Source organism: Paenarthrobacter sp. NPDC057355, from assembly GCF_042667405.1.
Lineage (GTDB): Bacteria > Actinomycetota > Actinomycetes > Actinomycetales > Micrococcaceae > Arthrobacter.
This window is the reverse complement of sequence record NZ_JBHVAL010000009.1, coordinates 55247-71619: the sequence shown is the minus strand read 5'-3', so window position 1 is coordinate 71619 and position 16373 is coordinate 55247. Positions and strand designations below refer to the sequence as shown.

General features: G+C 62.5%; 14 protein-coding genes and 1 tRNA gene. 12 read left to right on the top strand and 3 right to left on the bottom strand.

Going from position 1 to position 16373, the window contains the following annotated elements; genetic code table 11:
• Positions 1-31: 31 nt before the first annotated feature.
• On the top strand, positions 32-1528 hold the full coding sequence (locus ACFUOZ_RS12130) for a PspC domain-containing protein (protein ID WP_377548293.1): 1497 nt from the start codon (positions 32-34) through the stop codon (positions 1526-1528).
• Positions 1525-2199, top strand: coding sequence for a LuxR C-terminal-related transcriptional regulator (locus ACFUOZ_RS12125; protein WP_377548291.1), 675 nt, complete (start codon positions 1525-1527; stop codon positions 2197-2199). The genes ACFUOZ_RS12130 and ACFUOZ_RS12125 overlap by 4 nt, the downstream gene beginning before the upstream one ends.
• A 433-nt stretch (positions 2200-2632) precedes the next feature.
• On the opposite strand, the gene ACFUOZ_RS12120 is transcribed toward ACFUOZ_RS12125, so the two are convergent.
• On the bottom strand, positions 2633-3862 hold the full coding sequence (locus ACFUOZ_RS12120; RefSeq protein WP_377548289.1) for a pyridoxal phosphate-dependent aminotransferase: 1230 nt from the start codon (positions 3860-3862) through the stop codon (positions 2633-2635).
• A gap of 255 nt (positions 3863-4117) precedes the next feature.
• On the opposite strand from ACFUOZ_RS12120, the gene ACFUOZ_RS12115 reads away from it, so the two are divergent.
• From ACFUOZ_RS12115 to rplL, 9 genes are all read left to right on the top strand, one after another.
• Positions 4118-4190: transfer RNA gene (locus tag ACFUOZ_RS12115), tRNA-Trp, on the top strand.
• An 80-nt stretch (positions 4191-4270) separates the two neighbouring features.
• Entirely contained in the window at positions 4271-4552 is a 282-nt protein-coding gene (secE, locus tag ACFUOZ_RS12110; RefSeq protein WP_144659401.1) for a preprotein translocase subunit SecE, read from the top strand.
• 114 nt (positions 4553-4666) lie between these two features.
• Positions 4667-5488, top strand: a complete 822-nt coding sequence (nusG, locus tag ACFUOZ_RS12105; protein ID WP_377548286.1) for a transcription termination/antitermination protein NusG — start codon at positions 4667-4669, stop codon at positions 5486-5488.
• 129 nt (positions 5489-5617) lie between these two features.
• Entirely contained in the window at positions 5618-6049 is a 432-nt protein-coding gene (rplK, locus tag ACFUOZ_RS12100; RefSeq protein ID WP_011775609.1) for a 50S ribosomal protein L11, read from the top strand.
• 147 nt (positions 6050-6196) lie between these two features.
• Entirely contained in the window at positions 6197-6904 is a 708-nt protein-coding gene (gene rplA / locus ACFUOZ_RS12095; protein WP_377548284.1) for a 50S ribosomal protein L1, read from the top strand.
• A gap of 104 nt (positions 6905-7008) precedes the next feature.
• Positions 7009-8118, top strand: coding sequence for a GNAT family N-acetyltransferase (locus tag ACFUOZ_RS12090; protein ID WP_377548281.1), 1110 nt, complete (start codon positions 7009-7011; stop codon positions 8116-8118).
• Positions 8097-9266, top strand: coding sequence for a GNAT family N-acetyltransferase (locus ACFUOZ_RS12085; protein WP_377548278.1), 1170 nt, complete (start codon positions 8097-8099; stop codon positions 9264-9266). Before ACFUOZ_RS12090 ends, ACFUOZ_RS12085 begins: the two co-directional genes overlap by 22 nt.
• Before the next feature lie 299 nt (positions 9267-9565).
• Positions 9566-10165, top strand: coding sequence for a 50S ribosomal protein L10 (gene rplJ, locus ACFUOZ_RS12080; RefSeq protein WP_377548275.1), 600 nt, complete (start codon positions 9566-9568; stop codon positions 10163-10165).
• 76 nt (positions 10166-10241) lie between these two features.
• Positions 10242-10619, top strand: a complete 378-nt coding sequence (gene rplL, locus ACFUOZ_RS12075; RefSeq protein ID WP_144659408.1) for a 50S ribosomal protein L7/L12 — start codon at positions 10242-10244, stop codon at positions 10617-10619.
• A gap of 118 nt (positions 10620-10737) precedes the next feature.
• On the opposite strand, the gene ACFUOZ_RS12070 is transcribed toward rplL, so the two are convergent.
• Together ACFUOZ_RS12070 and ACFUOZ_RS12065 are read right to left on the bottom strand one after the other, a co-directional pair.
• Complete coding sequence (locus ACFUOZ_RS12070) at positions 10738-11208, bottom strand: aminoacyl-tRNA deacylase (protein WP_377548273.1); 471 nt, start codon at positions 11206-11208, stop codon at positions 10738-10740.
• 11 nt (positions 11209-11219) lie between these two features.
• Positions 11220-12419, bottom strand: coding sequence for an acetyl-CoA C-acetyltransferase (locus ACFUOZ_RS12065; RefSeq protein ID WP_377548271.1), 1200 nt, complete (start codon positions 12417-12419; stop codon positions 11220-11222).
• Positions 12420-12827: 408 nt separating this feature from the next.
• On the opposite strand from ACFUOZ_RS12065, the gene rpoB reads away from it, so the two are divergent.
• Positions 12828-16334 (top strand): DNA-directed RNA polymerase subunit beta, encoded by a 3507-nt coding sequence (gene rpoB / locus ACFUOZ_RS12060; RefSeq protein ID WP_144659411.1) that lies wholly within the window; start codon positions 12828-12830, stop codon positions 16332-16334.
• Positions 16335-16373 lie beyond the last annotated feature (39 nt).

Here is a 16373-nt window from a genome sequence, read left to right as displayed (position 1 = left end):
GGGGAACCCTGATCCGTGCTTGGATTGGTACATGACAACCGCCATCGAACGTCCCCAGCTGGTCCGCGGCAGCGACCGCATGATCGCGGGCGTCTGCAGCGGCCTGGCCGATCACTTGGGGTGGCCGGTGAAGTACGTGCGGCTCGCGATGGTGCTGGCCAGTTTCGCGGGCGGGGCGGGTGTGGCTTTCTACGCGTGGTTGTGGACCATGGTCCCCACCGCGGATGAGGCCGCCAAGCGCAATGCCCGCCGACCGGCGTCGCCCATTGCTCCTGCCGTAAGCCTGCCGCCCGTGCCGACTGCCGGCGTCGTGACGGTGCGCCGGCAACAAACTTACGACGCCGGAGCGGCACCGACGGCTGTGGCCGAACCGGCGGTGAACGGCCAGGCAGCCGGCAGTTGGGTTGGCAGCGATGGCACCGCCGCCGGGGTGGCTGACTCCTCGGACCCGTCCAGCCAATGGTGGGATGGCAGCTCTTTGGCCTCGTGGTTCAATTTCCGCAAAATCCAGTACGGCAAGGAAATCCTGCTTGGCGCGGCACTGCTCCTGGTGGCTGCGATCCTGATTGCCCGCCAGTTCGGCGTGGACGTCCCGCTGGGCACGCTGATTCCCGCAGCTGCAATCCTCGGTGGTGCCGCGATTGCCTGGATGCAGCTCGATGAAACGCGCCGGGCCGGTCTCGTTGACAAGACGAAGGCGGACCAGGCCGGCGGTTGGGTGCGCTTGGCGGCGGGCCTGGCGCTGGTGGTGGCCGGCGTCCTGGTCATGGTGTCCGGCTCCGGATCGTGGGAGCAAACCTGGCTGGCGCTGTTGGCCTCCATTGCAGTCCTTGGCGGTGTTGCCCTGGTGCTGCTGCCATGGGGCCTGAAGTTCTGGAAGGACCTGGAAACAGAACGCGCCGGCCGCGTCCGGGAAACCGAGCGGGCCGAGATCGCCGCGCACTTGCACGACTCCGTTCTCCAGACGTTGGCGCTCATCCAGCGGCGAGCCGGCTCCGAACAGGATGTCCTTCGCCTGGCAAGGGCCCAGGAACGGGAACTGCGGGCGTGGCTCTTCAGCGATCCCGCCAAGGAATCCGGCCTGCTGGCAGAACGCATCAAGGCCGTTGCCGCAGAAGTGGAGGACGCCCACGGCCAGGCCGTGGAAGTAGTAACAGTGGGCGATTCCGATATGACGGACAGGCATGAGGCCTTGGTCCAGGCTGCCAGGGAAGCCATGCTCAACGCTGCCCGGCACGGCGGTGGCACTGTTTCGGTCTACTTGGAGAGCGCCGAGGCCGGATCGGAGATCTTCATCAAGGACCGGGGGCCTGGCTTCGCGATCGAGGCCATCCCCGATGACAGGCTGGGTGTGAAGGAATCGATCATCGGACGCATGAAGAGGCACGGCGGAACAGCAGTGATCAACAGCAGCAGCGATGGAACCGAAGTGCGTTTGGCCCTGCCATCAGCAAATCCAGAGATGGGCGAAGGCCGGAACGGCGAGGCCCGGGTTACTGAAGTCCGGAATGGAGACACGAAACAATGACTAGAAATCCTGAAGGCGGTACAGCGCGCAGCGTGCGGGTGGTGATCGTGGATGACCACACCATTTTCCGCTCCGGCCTGAAAGCCGATCTGGACGGTCGCATGCACGTGGTGGGTGAAGCAGGAACGGTGGAGCAAGCCATCGCCGTGATCGCCGAGACCCGGCCGGAGGTAGTGCTCCTCGACGTTCACCTTCCCGGCGGGCTGGGTGGCGGCGGCCGCGAGGTCATCGCCGGGTCCGCGGCTCTGCTGGGGAGCACCAGCTTCCTGGCCCTGAGTGTTTCCGACGCCGCTGAGGACGTGGTCTCCGTGATTCGTGCCGGTGCCCGTGGTTACGTCACCAAGACCATATCCGGCAAGGAAATTTCCGACGCCGTCATCCGCGTTGCCGATGGCGATGCCGTGTTTTCACCCCGGCTCGCAGGGTTCGTCCTGGATGCTTTCGGAACCGCTCCCGCGGACATCGCGGACGACGAACTGGACAAGCTGTCCGCCAGGGAGCTCGAGGTCATGCGGCTTATTGCCCGGGGCTACAGCTACAAAGAAGTCGCCAAGGAGCTCTTCATCTCCATCAAGACCGTGGAGACCCATGTGTCGGCCGTGCTGCGGAAACTCCAGCTCTCCAGCCGGCACGAGCTCACCAAGTGGGCAGCCGAGCGCCGCCTCCTCTAACCCTCGCTCACGTCCCCCGTGGTTGAGCGGGTCGCTCGCTCACGTCCCGCGTGCTTGGGCGGCACGCTCGCTCACGTTCCGGGTGTTTGGGCGGACGCTCGACGGCGGCACGAGACTGACGGCGTCGCTTCCGGGTGAGGATTGCTCACGGGTTCGACGACAAGTCAGCCCCCGGCCAACCCATTCCGGTGGCCTGGAGGCTGGTTGCTGTTCAAAGGGGCACGACACACCAGCGGGCGTACCCCTGCCACTGACTTTGAACAGCCAAGGTGCCTCGACCCGCCGTGGGTTGGGCGTGCCGGGCATCGAATCCAGGCAAAGCAGGTCGTGGCGGTACACGGCGGCGGCTACCGGTCCCCCGTCAAAAAACAAATCAGCCCCCAGCCAACCTGTTTCGGTTGCCTGGGGGCTGACTGCCATCAAAGTGAAGCTGTTACTTGGCCTTGCCCAGGAATTCCTGGATCCGGCGGACACCTTCGGCGAGGTCGTCGTCGCCGAGCGCGTAGGAGAGCCGCACATAGCCGGAGGGTCCGAACGCCTCGCCCGGAACAATGGCTACTTCGACTTCGTCGAGGATCAGGGCCGCGAGTTCAGCCGAAGTGCTCGGGCGGACGGGACCATTGGAGGTCTCGAATTCCTTGCCCAGCAGTCCGCGGACGTCCGCGTACACGTAGAAGGCGCCTGTCGGCGTCGGGCATTCAACGCCGTCAATCGCGTTGAGTCCGGCGACAATCGCCTTGCGGCGGCGGTCGAAGGCAAGCTTCATTTCGTCGACGGCGGTGAGCGGGCCCGTGAGGGCAGCGGCGGCAGCGACCTGCATGATGTTGGAGACGTTCGACGTCGCGTGCGACTGCAGGTTGGTGGCGGCCTTGATGACGTCGGCCGGGCCGATCATCCAACCCACGCGCCATCCGGTCATGGCGTACGTCTTGGCTACACCGTTGAGGATCACAACGCGGTCGCCAAGCTCCGGGGCTGCCGTAGCGATGGAGGTGAACTCGACGCCGTCGTAGGTCAGGTGCTCGTAGATCTCGTCGGTGACGACCCACAGGCCCTTGGCGGCGGCCCACTTGCCAATCTCCGCGACCTGCTCCGGGCTGTAAACGGCGCCGGTGGGGTTGGAGGGGGAGACGAACAGCAGGATCTTGGTCTTGTCCGTTACTGCTGCTTCAAGCTGCTCCACGGTGACCAGATAGCCCTGCTCCGGGCCGGCGAAAACCTCAACGGGAACGCCGCCGGCGAGGCGGATGGCCTCCGGGTAGGTGGTCCAGAACGGAGTGGGAATGATGACCTCGTCGCCCGGATCAACCAGCGTGGCGAAGGTGTTGTACACGGCCTGCTTGCCGCCGTTGGTGACCAGGACTTGGGAAGGATCAACCTTGTAGCCCGAATCCCGGAGGGTCTTGTCCGCGATGGCCTTCTTCAGCTCGGGGAGACCGCCTGCGGGGGAATAGCGGTGGTACTTGGGCTGGCCGGCTGCCTCGATAGCGGCCTGGACGATGTAGTCGGGGGTGGGGAAGTCGGGTTCGCCGGCACCGAAACCAATCACGGGACGACCCGCGGCCTTCAGTGCCTTGGCCTTGGCGTCAACGGCAAGGGTGGCGGACTCGGCAATGGCTGAGATTCGCTGTGAAATGCGGGCGGCAGTTGTTCCGGCAGACATCTATGTACCGTTCTTCGCAGGCAGCTCGTGGGCTGGATGATGGGATTCGACGTAAACTACCTTATGCTGTTCTGCGGAGCTCCCGCGTGACCGCCTTACTTTGTGACTGATGGTGCTGGTCACAGGCGTAAAAGCGGACTGGGAGCCCCGGAATCGAGCCGGTTCGACTATCGCGAATTTCTTGCGTAGACTGGTTCACCGGTGTTGAAAAGCATCGCAGGCTGAAGTGCGGCCTGAAACATGGATTCGATCCATAGGGTAGTGGCGCAATTGGTAGCGCAGCGGTCTCCAAAACCGCAGGTTGCAGGTTCGAGTCCTGTCTGCCCTGCGCAAGCTGTTCCGGCGGAAACGCCGGAACACGCGCAGCAACCATGGCTCTGATCAGAGTCGGGTCAACGACTTTGCAAGGTGAGTGAGGACCAGGTGACCGAAACAGCTGCCAGCAGCTCGAAGGGCCGTCCCGCCAAGAAAGCCGAACGCGGCTTCTTCGCCCGTATTGCACTCTTCGTACGCCAGATCATCGGCGAACTGAAGAAGGTTGTTGCACCCACCCGCAAGGAACTGATCAATTACACGCTCGTGGTGCTGGTGTTCGTGGTCATCATGATGGTCATTGTCACCCTGCTGGACCTCGCCTTCGGCACGGGAGTCAGCTGGGTCTTCGGTGGGTCAGGCGCCACGGACCGCTAAGCGGATCTGTCCGCAAACTGTGCGAAATTTTCCGGTACGCCTGGAATTTTGTGGGGTTTGCGGAATTGAGCCATTTAAATAGGCATGTTAGGCAATGAGGAAGCAGGAGACCAAGTGTCTGAGCAGGAGCTCGAGGTAAACGAGACTGAGCTGGAAGAATCCGAGGGCACCGCAGCTGAGGCTGTGGAAGAGTCCGAGGTTGATTCCGCTGCGCCCGAATCTGCCGACGTCGACGCCGAGGAATCCGAAGAGGACTTCGAGGCCGACGTGGACGAAGAGTCTGATGAAGAGGCCGACGGCGACCAGCTCGCGGCCGCTGCTGCTGCAGCGCCGGCTGATCCTGCCGAGGAATTCAAGGCCAAGCTGCGCCGCCAGGAGGGTGACTGGTACGTCATCCACTCCTACGCCGGATACGAAAACCGCGTCAAGGCCAACCTTGAGACCCGCATCCAGACCCTGGACATGGAAGATTACATCTTCGAGATCCAGGTGCCGATGGAAGAGGTCGTCGAGATCAAGAACGCGCAGCGCAAGGTCATCAACCGCGTTCGCATTCCCGGTTACGTGCTGGTCCGCATGGACCTGACCGACGCCTCCTGGGGCGCCGTCCGTCACACTCCCGGTGTTACCGGCTTCGTGGGCAACGCCCACAACCCGGTTCCGCTGCGCCTTGACGAGGTCTTCTCCATGCTCGCCCCGGTCTTCGAAGAAGAGCAGGCAGAGCAGGGCAAGCCGGTCAACAAGCAGAACCAGGCTCCCGTGGCCGTCGACTTCGAGGTCGGCGAGTCGGTCATCGTCAAGGAAGGTCCGTTCGAGACCCTGCCGGCAACGATCTCCGAGATCAAGCCCGAGTCCCAGACCCTGGTGGTCCTGGTCTCGATCTTCGAGCGCGAAACCCCGGTGACGCTCGCCTTCAACCAGGTCACCAAGATCTAGTTGATTCCAAAATTTCGCTCCCTGCCGCCTGCTTAGCGGTACGGAAGCGGCCGGCCGCCTCGCCATGGCGGCCACCAACCTGGGACGCGCTCCTGTGTCCCAGGAAGCTATTGAGAGAAGGACCCTACATTGGCTCCCAAGAAGAAGGTCACCGGCCTCATCAAGCTGCAGATCCAGGCAGGTGCCGCTAATCCGGCCCCGCCGATCGGTCCTGCGCTTGGCCAGCACGGTGTCAACATCATGGAATTCTGCAAGGCGTACAACGCTGCAACGGAATCCCAGCGCGGAAACGTTATCCCGGTCGAAATCACGGTCTACGAGGACCGTTCCTTCACCTTCATCACCAAGACCCCGCCGGCTGCAGAGCTCATCAAGAAGGCTGCAGGCGTTGCCAAGGGTTCGGCTACCCCGCACACCGTCAAGGTTGCCAAGCTGACCCAGGCACAGGTTGAGGAAATTGCTTCCACCAAGATGGAAGACCTCAACGCCAACGACATCAAGGCTGCTGCCCTGATCATCGCCGGCACCGCCCGCTCCATGGGCATCACGGTCGAAGGCTAGAACCCCTGAGGGCCTATTGTTGCCCTCACCCGCCGGGTAACCGGCACCTGAAACATTGAAATGTCGCAGGATCCTTGCCGGATCCACGACTGTGGCAGGGCCCAGCGCGGTCCGCAGACCACAACTGCACAAGGAGAAACAAGCAGCATGGCAAAGCGCAGCAAAGCATATGAGGCAGCCGTAGCCAAGATCGAGGCAGACAAGGTCTACGCCCCGTTCGAGGCCATCAACCTCGCGAAGGACACCAACCCTTCCAAGTTCGACGCAACCGTTGAGGTCGCCTTCCGCCTGGGCGTTGACCCTCGCAAGGCCGACCAGATGGTTCGTGGCACCGTCAACCTGCCCCACGGCACCGGTAAGACCGCCCGCGTCCTCGTTTTCGCAACCGGTGACAAGGCTGAGGCAGCTATCGCAGCCGGCGCCGACTTCGTTGGTTCCGATGACCTGATCGAAAAGATCGCAGCCGGCTGGACCGACTTCGACGCAGCCGTCGCCACCCCTGACCTCATGGGCAAGGTTGGCCGCCTCGGTAAGGTCCTCGGCCCGCGTAACCTCATGCCGAACCCGAAGACCGGCACGGTTACCCCGGACGTCACCAAGGCTGTCAACGACATCAAGGGTGGCAAGATCGACTTCCGCGTCGACAAGCACTCCAACCTTCACTTCATCATCGGCAAGGTGTCCTTCGACGCCACCAAGCTGGCTGAGAACTACGCAGCAGCACTGGAAGAGGTGCTTCGTTTGAAGCCGTCCGCTTCCAAGGGCCGCTACATCCAGAAGGCTACTGTCGCCACCACGTTCGGCCCGGGCATCACCGTTGACCCGAACGTCACCAAGGTTCTCACCGACGCGTAAGCTTCGGGAGCTCTTGCTCTGAAAAGGACCGTCCGGCTTTGCCGGGCGGTCCTTTTGCGTTGCCGGGCTGTTCGGAGGCCGGGGCGGGCCGTAGGCTGTGGTGCGTGACGTCGTCGAACACTTCCGCGGCTGCCGGGCTGAGCGTGGAGCGAATCCCTGTCCCCGCAAGTCCTGACGCGGCCGACGCCGCCGACTTTCAGGCCTTCCAGCAGCTGCGGGAAGCCCATGCACTTGAACTGTGGGGCAACCTGGACCGCTGTGCCACGTTCGCTGAGGCCGTGCACTTCTGGCAGGGCAATGAGTACGAAGAACGCCAGGTGTTTCTTGCCCGCCTGGACGGTACCGTAATTGGCAGCGGCACGCTGACGCTGCCCCTGAGCGAAAATACGACGACGGCGGGTGTGGACGTGCTGGTCCACGCCGGATTCCGGCGGCGCGGCTTTGGTTCGCGGATACTGGCCGTTGTGGAGGAACTGGCGGTTGAGCGGGGGAGGGTTTCCTTCGATGCCTATTGTGGCGAGCCGATTGCTCCCCTCGAAGCCGGTGTTGAGTTGTTGCAGGCAAAGTCCGGTTCGGGAGGCGTGCCGTTGGCGGCTGCGTCGACCAGCTTCGCGCTTCACCACGGATATTCGCTGGAACAGGTGGAAACGAACAGCACGCTGGCCTTCCCGGTGCCGGAAGCCTTTCTCCGCGGGCTTAGAGCGGACGCGTTGGAGAGTTCGGAGGGCTATAGCGTCCTCGGCTGGCGGAATGACTGTCCGGACGACCTCGTGGTGGCCTTCGCCCGCCTCAAAAGCCTCATGAGCACCGAGGTTCCCATTGCGGGTTTGGGATGGGAAGGCGAGGAGTGGGACGTCGCACGCGTCCGCAAAGAGGAAGCCACGTACGCCTCAAGCGGCATTGACACCGCAGTGTGCGTTGCCCGCCGGGATGACACTGGCGAACTGGCTGCCTATACGGTCCTGACCCACCGGACAGAGGCGCCGGCAGTGATCTACCAGGAAGACACCCTGGTGGCGCCGGGCCACCGTGGACACCGCTTGGGGATGCTCGTGAAAGTGGACAATTTGCGCCGTGCGAATGAACTCTGGCCGGACGCCACGTCGGTGATGACATGGAACGCCGTGGAAAACCAGCATATGCTGGCCATAAATATCGCCCTTGGATTCAAGCCGACCGGCTTTGAAGGCGAATGGCAGAAACGGCTGGGATGACTGTAGACGAGGCGGGTACCGTTCAGGTCGAGCAGCTGTGGGTGCCCGACACCCTGGATAGTCCCGAGGCCACCGATTTCCTGGACGCAGTGGAAGTCGGGCGCAGGGTTCGCATGGAAACGTGGGGGAGCGATGACCTCGCCTACACACCCTTGGAAAAGCTGCTGGAATTCTCGGATCCCTATGAACGCCAGATCATCCTGGTAGCCAAAGTCGATGGCGTCATCGTGGGAGTGGTGGACATCGCCCTGCCCCTGGCCGACAACATGGACCTGGCCGAGTTCACCTTGGACATCCTTCCTGAGTTCCAAGGACAGGGAGTCGGAAGGCAACTGCTGGAGGCTGCCGAGCAGCTCGCCCGCGCAGAGGGCCGCACCATGGTCCTGGTGGACACAAACCATCCTGCAACGTCACTGACGGAGGTACCCGAGGATCAAATGATCCCCGGGAGCGGGGCAGGTTTTGTTCCCGTCAGCAGCCGTGAGACAGATTTCGCCAAGAAGGCCGGCTACACGCTCCAGCACATTGAACAGTTCAGTTCCTGCATCCTGCCCTTGGATTCCCAGCTCGTGGCCGACCTCCAGCTCGAGGCGGAGGAAGCCAACGGCGGACGGTACGTCCTCCACCACTGGACCGATCGCTGCCCGGAACCTTGGCTGGAAGCTGTTGCCGCGCTGGAAAACGCAGCCGGCGAAGTTGTCCGCGACGACGCCGAGGAAGACGCTCCCGAGGTTGAAGCAAGCGGGATGGTTTTCGACACCGCGGTTCTGAGGGAAACCGAAGACGCCGCATTGGCGCAGGGACGACGCACGGTGGTCACCGCCGTCGAGCATGTGGACAGCGGCAAGCTGGTGGGCCTGACCACCATCAGCGTCCTCGCGCACCGTCAGGACGTGGTGTTCCAGGACGACACCCTGGTCCTCCAGGAGCATCGCGGCAACAAGCTGGGCTTGCTCATCAAGGTGGCCAACATGGAAAGGCTCAGCGAGCAGTTCCCCGACGCCCGGGTGATCTACACCTGGAACGCACCGGAGAACCGCTACCTCCTCACAGTGAACAAGCAGTTGGGATTTACGACGGCGGGCGTCACCGGACTGTGGCAAAAGGAGCTTCCGGGGCGGGACAAAGGGCCAACGGTCTCTGAGTAGGCAGCCTCGATTTGGTTTGCTGAACGCTCTCCCGTAGGCTTGAAGTACCAAAGACCGTCGGTTGATGGGAATCCACTCTTTCGAGCACAGCTCAATTCTGCAGCTACGCCCCTGAGAACCAAGTGAATTCCTTGACGAAGGACCCTGAACATAGGGCGGCCGGCGCAGGTGAACGAAGCAAGTCTCCACGGATACATCTGTGTTGAGCCAAGCCCCGTGCATCTGCGCGGGGCGTTTTTAGTTTTAGCTCTCGTGAGCGGGGACCCGGAAGACCGGCTTTATTCCCCGGAAGGAGGGTTATGACAACGCCTAGCAAGGTTTCCGCCGTTGCGGAGATCACCAACGATTTCAAGGAATCGAACGCGGCTGTCCTGACCGAATACCGCGGGCTCACTGTTGCACAGCTCAAGGAACTGCGTGTTGCGCTCGGCCAGGACACCAAGTTCTCGGTCGTCAAGAACACCCTGAGCGCCATTGCAGCCAAGGAAGCTGGAGTTGAAGCATTCAACGATCAGCTCGCCGGCCCTACTGCAATCGCCTTCATCAAGGGTGACGCTGTTGCTGCTGCCAAGAGCCTGACGGACTTTGCCAAGGCCAACAAGCAGCTGGTTATCAAGACCGGCGTCTTCGAAGGCAAGGCATTGGACGCAGCAGGAGTTGCCGCACTGGCAGCCCTCGAGTCCCGCGAACTGCAGCTCGCACGCGTTGCTGGTGTCCTCAAGGCTCCCGCATCTGCTGCTGCACGCATCATCGATGCTCTGCGCCTCAAGCTTGAAGAAGAGGGCGGCGCACCTGCACCGGCCGCTGATGAAGCCCCGGCTGAAGAGGCTGCAACAGAGGAAGCTCCGGCTGCTGAAGAAGCACCGGCCGCTGCCGAAGCTGCAACCGAAGAGAACTAAGTTCTCCCCCCAAACAAACTCTGGTGCACGGAGCGGTACGATCCGGGCCTGCGCCAACTAATGGAAGGACGCCACCATGGCGAAGCTCAGCAACGAAGAGCTCATTGAAGCTTTCAAGGAACTGACCATCATCGAGCTCTCCGAGTTCGTCAAGCTCTTCGAAGAGACCTTCGAAGTTACGGCTGCTGCTGTTGCAGTTGCTGGCCCCGCTGCCGGCGGTGCCGCTGAAGCTGCTGAAGAGAAGACCGACTTCGACGTCATCCTCGAATCCGCTGGCGACAAGAAGATCGCAGTGATCAAGGAAGTTCGCGCCATCACCTCCCTCGGCCTCAAGGAAGCCAAGGACCTGGTTGACAGCGCACCGAAGGCTGTTCTCGAAGGCGCCAACAAGGAAGCTGCCGAGAAGGCAAAGGCTCAGCTCGAAGAAGCTGGCGCAACGGTTACCCTCAAGTAACTCGTTTTGCTTGTGGAAGCCCCGTCCGGTTCGCCGGGCGGGGCTTCCTGCTTTTAATCTTCCCAACTGGGTAACAGCAAATGTCGCAATGAGCGCTCAATACGACAGGTGCTGTTACCTAGTTGGGTTCGCTGATGTCCGCCACCACGGCTCCCAGGGCTGCCGTCAGCGCGTCGGCGTCGACGAAGGCGCTGCGCCCGTGTGCCCCGGCGCCCATGGAGATGCGGCGGCCGGCAATGGTGGCATCGGCGTACACAGGCCAGGCTGTGGTGCTGCCCAGGGGAGTGATGGTCCCACGCTCGTAGCCGGTGGCATCCAGGGCCACCTCTGCGGGCGGGAGGGACAGCTTGTTGACCCCCACCAGAGCGCGCAGTTTTGGCCAGGAGATCTGGCGGTCCCCCGGAATCAGGGCGAACAGGAATGTCCCGTCACGGTGCTTGACCACCAAGGACTTCACAATGTCCGCGGGCGAAATACCCAGGATGCCTGCCGCCTCTTCGAGGCTGCGCGCGGCCGGACGCTCGACGACGTCGACGTCCAGTCCGCGCGCGGCTGCGTCAGCAAGGAAACGCTCGGCCCCGTCAGCCACATTGCCCGCCATCAGTCGCGGTACAGCAGCAGGGCTTCACCCTGGCCGCCACCACCGCACAGGGAAACCGCGGCCTTGCCCGTTCCCCGGCGGTTCAGCTCGTGGGCGGCGTGCAGCGCGAGCCGGGCGCCGGATGCCCCAATGGGATGGCCCAAGGCGATGGCACCGCCGTGGACATTGCACTTCTCCAGCGGATAGTTCAGGTCCTTGAGCGACTGCACGGCAACGGAGCCAAAGGCTTCGTTGATCTCGATGAAGTCCAGATCCTCGGCAGTCCATCCGGCACGCTTCAACGCCTGCGCAATCGCGTTGGACGGTTGGGAGTGCAGCGAGTTGTCCGGTCCGGCAACCTGGCCCGGCTTTCCCACCACGGCCAGGTACGTCAACCCGTTGTCCCGGGCGAAACGGCGACTGGTCAGCACCAGTGCGGAGGCGCCGTCGGACAGGGGAGAGGAGTTGCCCGCAGTGATGGTGCCGTCCGTGGCGAACGCAGCCTTCAGCGGTGCGAGGGTCTCCACCGTGGTGTTGGGGCGGACCCCTTCGTCCGTAGTGAGCACCAGCGGATCACCCTTGCGCTGCTTGACCTGCACGGGGGCGATTTCGACGTCGAAGATTCCGTCGGCGATCGCGGCAGCGGCGCGCTGGTGCGATGCCGCCGCTACTTCATCCTGGGCCTTGCGGTCTATGCCGAGGGTGACGTTCTTGGTTTCGGTGGACAGCCCCATGGACTGACCGTCGAAGGCATCCGTGAGGCCGTCATGGGCGGCTACGTCCAAGGCCTGGATGGAACCGTAGGTCCAGCCCTGACGTGAGCCCGGGAGAAGGTGGGGAGCCCGGGTCATGGATTCCTGGCCACCGGCAACCACCACGGTGGCGTCCCCGCTGCGGATCAGGCGGGCAGCATCAATAACCGCCGTCAGGCCCGACAAGCACACCTTGTTGATGGTCACGGCGGGAATGTTCCAGCCCACGCCGGCGGCAATCGCACTCTGGCGGGCGGGGTTCTGTCCGGCGCCGGCCTGGAGGACCTGGCCCATGATGACGGCATCAACCTGTTCGGCCTTGACGCCGCTTGCGGCAAGTGCGGCGCCAATGGCGTGCGCACCGAGTTCGACGGCGGTCAGTCCCGCCAGTTGTCCGTTCAACCGACCCTGTGGGGTGCGGGAGGCGGCGAGGATGACAACGTCATTGTCGTCGGCGGAGTTGCTCATGGTCTCTCTTCCGGTCCGGGAGTGGTGTAGCAAGGCTATCGCGGTGTGTGCGCCAGCCTAACCATTAAACGGCGGGGGAGCTCCGCTCATTCCGTCAGGTGCAGGGTTCCTTGCTTTGGGTGCCTGTGGCAACGGTGCTTGCAATCACGGACAATCTGGGGTAGACAGGAAGGCTGCTTTGCCGTATTGTAGATATTTGCGTCTTCCCTGTTAACCTTCAGCCTTCATATAGCGGTGGGCTTTACCTCTCAGCTGCGTCATTGACGTGCCGTTCCACAACGTGCACAACCATGGGCAGACTGGGTCCGGGTCATATAGCGGAACCGGATTAAGTATCCTGCAGAGCACTCTGCGGAATGCAAACGGGGGAGATCTGAAAACGCCTGAAGGTCTGTGGAAGGATCCCTCTTGGTCGCCTCGAGCACCTCTAATAACGAAACCGCTAACACGGCAAGCACCGATGGTGCCACCCGTCGCCTCTCATTCGCAAAGATTCACGAACCCCTTGATGTTCCGAATCTTCTCGCCCTGCAGACGGACAGCTTTGACTGGCTCGTCGGAAACGAACGCTGGCAGGCGCGGGTAGCGAAGGCTGTCGAGGAGGGCGACCTCAGCGTCGCCACCACCTCCGGACTTGCCGACATCTTCGAAGAGATCTCCCCGATCGAGGACTTCCAGGGCACCATGTCCCTGAGCTTCTCGGAGCCGGAGTTCGCTGATCCGAAGTACACCATGGCCGAATGCAAAGACCGTGACGCCACCTACTCGGCCCCGCTGTACGTCAAGGCCGAGTTCATGAACAACAACACGGGCGAAATCAAGCAGCAGACCGTGTTCATGGGCGACTTCCCCCTCATGACTGAGAAGGGAACGTTCGTCGTCAACGGCACCGAGCGTGTCGTCGTCTCCCAGCTGGTCCGTTCGCCGGGCGCCTACTTCGAGCGTGCCGCTGACAAGACCAGTGACAAGGACATCTTCACCGCGAAGATCATCCCGTCCCGTGGTGCCTGGTTCGAACTCGAAATCGACAAGCGCGACCAGGTCGGTGTCCGCCTTGACCGCAAGCGCAAGCAGTCGGTCACGGTTCTCCTGAAGGCCCTCGGCTGGACCGAAGGCCAGATCCTGGAAGAGTTCGGCCAGTACGACTCCATGCGCGCAACGCTGGAGAAGGACGCCACCGAGACCCGCGAAGACGCGCTTCTGGACATCTACCGCAAGCTGCGTCCGGGCGAGCCGCCCACAGTCGAGGCTGCCCAGTCCCTGCTGGACAACCTGTACTTCAACCCCAAGCGCTACGATCTGGCCAAGGTTGGCCGTTACAAGATCAACCGCAAGCTTGGCATCGACCGCTCCCTTGGTGACAAGGAAGCATCGGTCCTGCACGTTGAAGACATCGTTGCCATGATCAAGTTCCTCGTTGCGCTGCACGCCGGCGAGAAGACCATCATGGGCAAGCGCGACGGCGAAGACCACGAGCTCCGCGTCGACATCGATGACATCGACCACTTCGGCAACCGTCGCATCCGCGCCGTCGGCGAACTGATCGAGAACCAGGTCCGCACCGGTCTGTCCCGTATGGAACGCGTCGTCCGCGAACGCATGACCACGCAGGACGTCGAGGCCATCACGCCGCAGACGCTGATCAACATCCGTCCCGTTGTGGCAGCCATCAAGGAGTTCTTCGGAACGTCCCAGCTGTCCCAGTTCATGGACCAGAACAACCCGCTCTCGGGTCTGACCCACAAGCGCCGCCTGTCGGCACTTGGCCCGGGTGGTCTGTCCCGCGACCGCGCAGGCATGGAAGTCCGAGACGTTCACCCGTCCCACTACGGACGTATGTGCCCCATCGAAACCCCTGAAGGCCCGAACATTGGTCTGATCGGTTCGCTGGCATCCTACGGCCGCATCAACCCGTTCGGCTTCATCGAGACCCCGTACCGCAAGGTGTCCAACGGTGTTGTCTCCGACGACGTCGAATACCTCACGGCAGATGACGAAGCAGAGGTCCTGATCGCACAGGCCAACGCTCCGCTGGATGCAGACAAGAAGTTCTCCGAAGAGACCGTCCTTGTCCGTGCCCGTGGTGGTGGAGGCGAGCCCGTTCTGGTTCCCGCTGCAGATGTCCAGTTCATGGACGTTTCCCCGCGCCAGATGGTGTCCGTTGCAACTGCACTGATCCCGTTCCTCGAGCATGACGATGCCAACCGTGCACTCATGGGTGCCAACATGCAGCGCCAGGCCGTGCCGCTGGTCCGTTCCGAGGCTCCTTTCGTGGGCACCGGCATGGAGCGCGCAGCAGCCGTGGACGCCGGTGACGTTGTCATCGCGAAGAAGGCAGGTGTGGTCACCGAGGTTTCCGCCGAGCTCGTTGTCATGATCAACGACGACGGTACCGAGACCAACTACCGCATCAACAAGTTCGCCCGTTCCAACCAGGGCAACTGCTACAACCACCGTGTCCTGGTCAACGAAGGCCAGCGCCTGGAGGTTGGCGGCATCATCGCTGACGGTCCGGCAACGGACCAGGGTGAGCTCGCCCTCGGCAAGAACCTGCTCGTGGCATTCATGTCATGGGAAGGCCACAACTTCGAGGACGCCATCATCCTTTCGCAGCGCATTGTTGCCGAGGACGTCCTTTCCTCCATCCACATCGAGGAGCACGAAATCGATGCCCGCGACACCAAGCTTGGTGCCGAGGAAATCACCCGTGACATCCCCAACGTGTCCGAGGAAGTCCTGGCCGGCCTGGACGAGCGCGGCATCATCCACATCGGTGCCGAGGTTGAAGCAGGCGACATCCTGGTAGGCAAGGTCACCCCCAAGGGTGAAACCGAGCTGACCCCGGAAGAGCGCCTTCTGCGCGCAATCTTCGGTGAGAAGTCCCGCGAAGTCCGCGACACCTCCCTGAAGGTGCCCCACGGCGAGTCCGGTACGGTCATCGGCGTGCGTGTCTTCGACCGCGACAACGACGACGAACTGCCCCCGGGCGTGAACCAGCTGGTCCGCGTCTACGTTGCAGCCAAGCGCAAGATCACCGACGGCGACAAGCTCGCCGGCCGTCACGGCAACAAGGGTGTTATCTCCAAGATCCTTCCGGTCGAGGACATGCCCTTCCTTGCAGACGGTACCCCGGTGGACATCGTCCTGAACCCGCTTGGTGTTCCGGGTCGAATGAACGTTGGCCAGGTCCTGGAAACCCACCTCGGTTGGGTTGCCAAGACCGGTTGGAAGATCGAAGGCGAGCCGGAGTGGGTCAAGAACCTCCCGAACCTGCCCCGTGAAACCGGCCAGACCACCGTTGCCACCCCGGTGTTCGATGGCGCCCGTGAAGAAGAAATCACCGGCCTGCTTGACTCCACCAACGTGACCCGCGATGGCGACCGCCTGATCGACTCCTCCGGCAAGACCCGTCTGTTCGACGGCCGCTCCGGCGAGCCGTTCCCGGACCCGATCTCCGTCGGTTACATGTACATCCTGAAGCTCCACCACCTGGTGGACGACAAGATCCACGCGCGCTCCACCGGCCCGTACTCCATGATCACGCAGCAGCCGCTGGGTGGTAAGGCACAGTTCGGTGGCCAGCGCTTCGGTGAAATGGAAGTGTGGGCGCTCGAAGCTTACGGTGCCGCCTACACGCTTCAGGAACTCCTCACGATCAAGTCCGATGACATCCATGGTCGTGTGAAGGTCTACGAAGCCATTGTCAAGGGCGAAAACATCCCTGAGCCTGGCGTTCCCGAGTCCTTCAAGGTCTTGATCAAGGAAATGCAGTCGTTGTGCCTGAACGTGGAAGTTCTTTCCACGGACGGAACCACTATCGAGATGCGTGACTCTGATGACGCAGTCTTCACGGCTGCGGAAGAACTGGGTATCGATCTGTCCCGCGCAGAGCCCAGTTCCGTAGAAGAGGTCTAGCAGCCGTTCCGGCGGGCGGTGTTCAACCACTGTCCGCCG

Bases quoted from the DNA above. Each gene is read 5' to 3' on its own strand.
- rplL (WP_144659408.1), top strand. From the start codon at position 10,242: ATGGCGAAGCTCAGCAACGAAGAGCTCATTGAAGCTTTCAAGGAACTG.
- rplA (WP_377548284.1), top strand. From the start codon at position 6,197: ATGGCAAAGCGCAGCAAAGCATATGAGGCAGCCGTAGCCAAGATCGAG.
- ACFUOZ_RS12130 (WP_377548293.1), top strand. From the start codon at position 32: ATGACAACCGCCATCGAACGTCCCCAGCTGGTCCGCGGCAGCGACCGC.
- ACFUOZ_RS12120 (WP_377548289.1), bottom strand. From the start codon at position 3,862: ATGTCTGCCGGAACAACTGCCGCCCGCATTTCACAGCGAATCTCAGCC.
- rplJ (WP_377548275.1), top strand. From the start codon at position 9,566: ATGACAACGCCTAGCAAGGTTTCCGCCGTTGCGGAGATCACCAACGAT.
- ACFUOZ_RS12125 (WP_377548291.1), top strand. From the start codon at position 1,525: ATGACTAGAAATCCTGAAGGCGGTACAGCGCGCAGCGTGCGGGTGGTG.
- ACFUOZ_RS12065 (WP_377548271.1), bottom strand. From the start codon at position 12,419: ATGAGCAACTCCGCCGACGACAATGACGTTGTCATCCTCGCCGCCTCC.
- ACFUOZ_RS12085 (WP_377548278.1), top strand. From the start codon at position 8,097: ATGGCAGAAACGGCTGGGATGACTGTAGACGAGGCGGGTACCGTTCAG.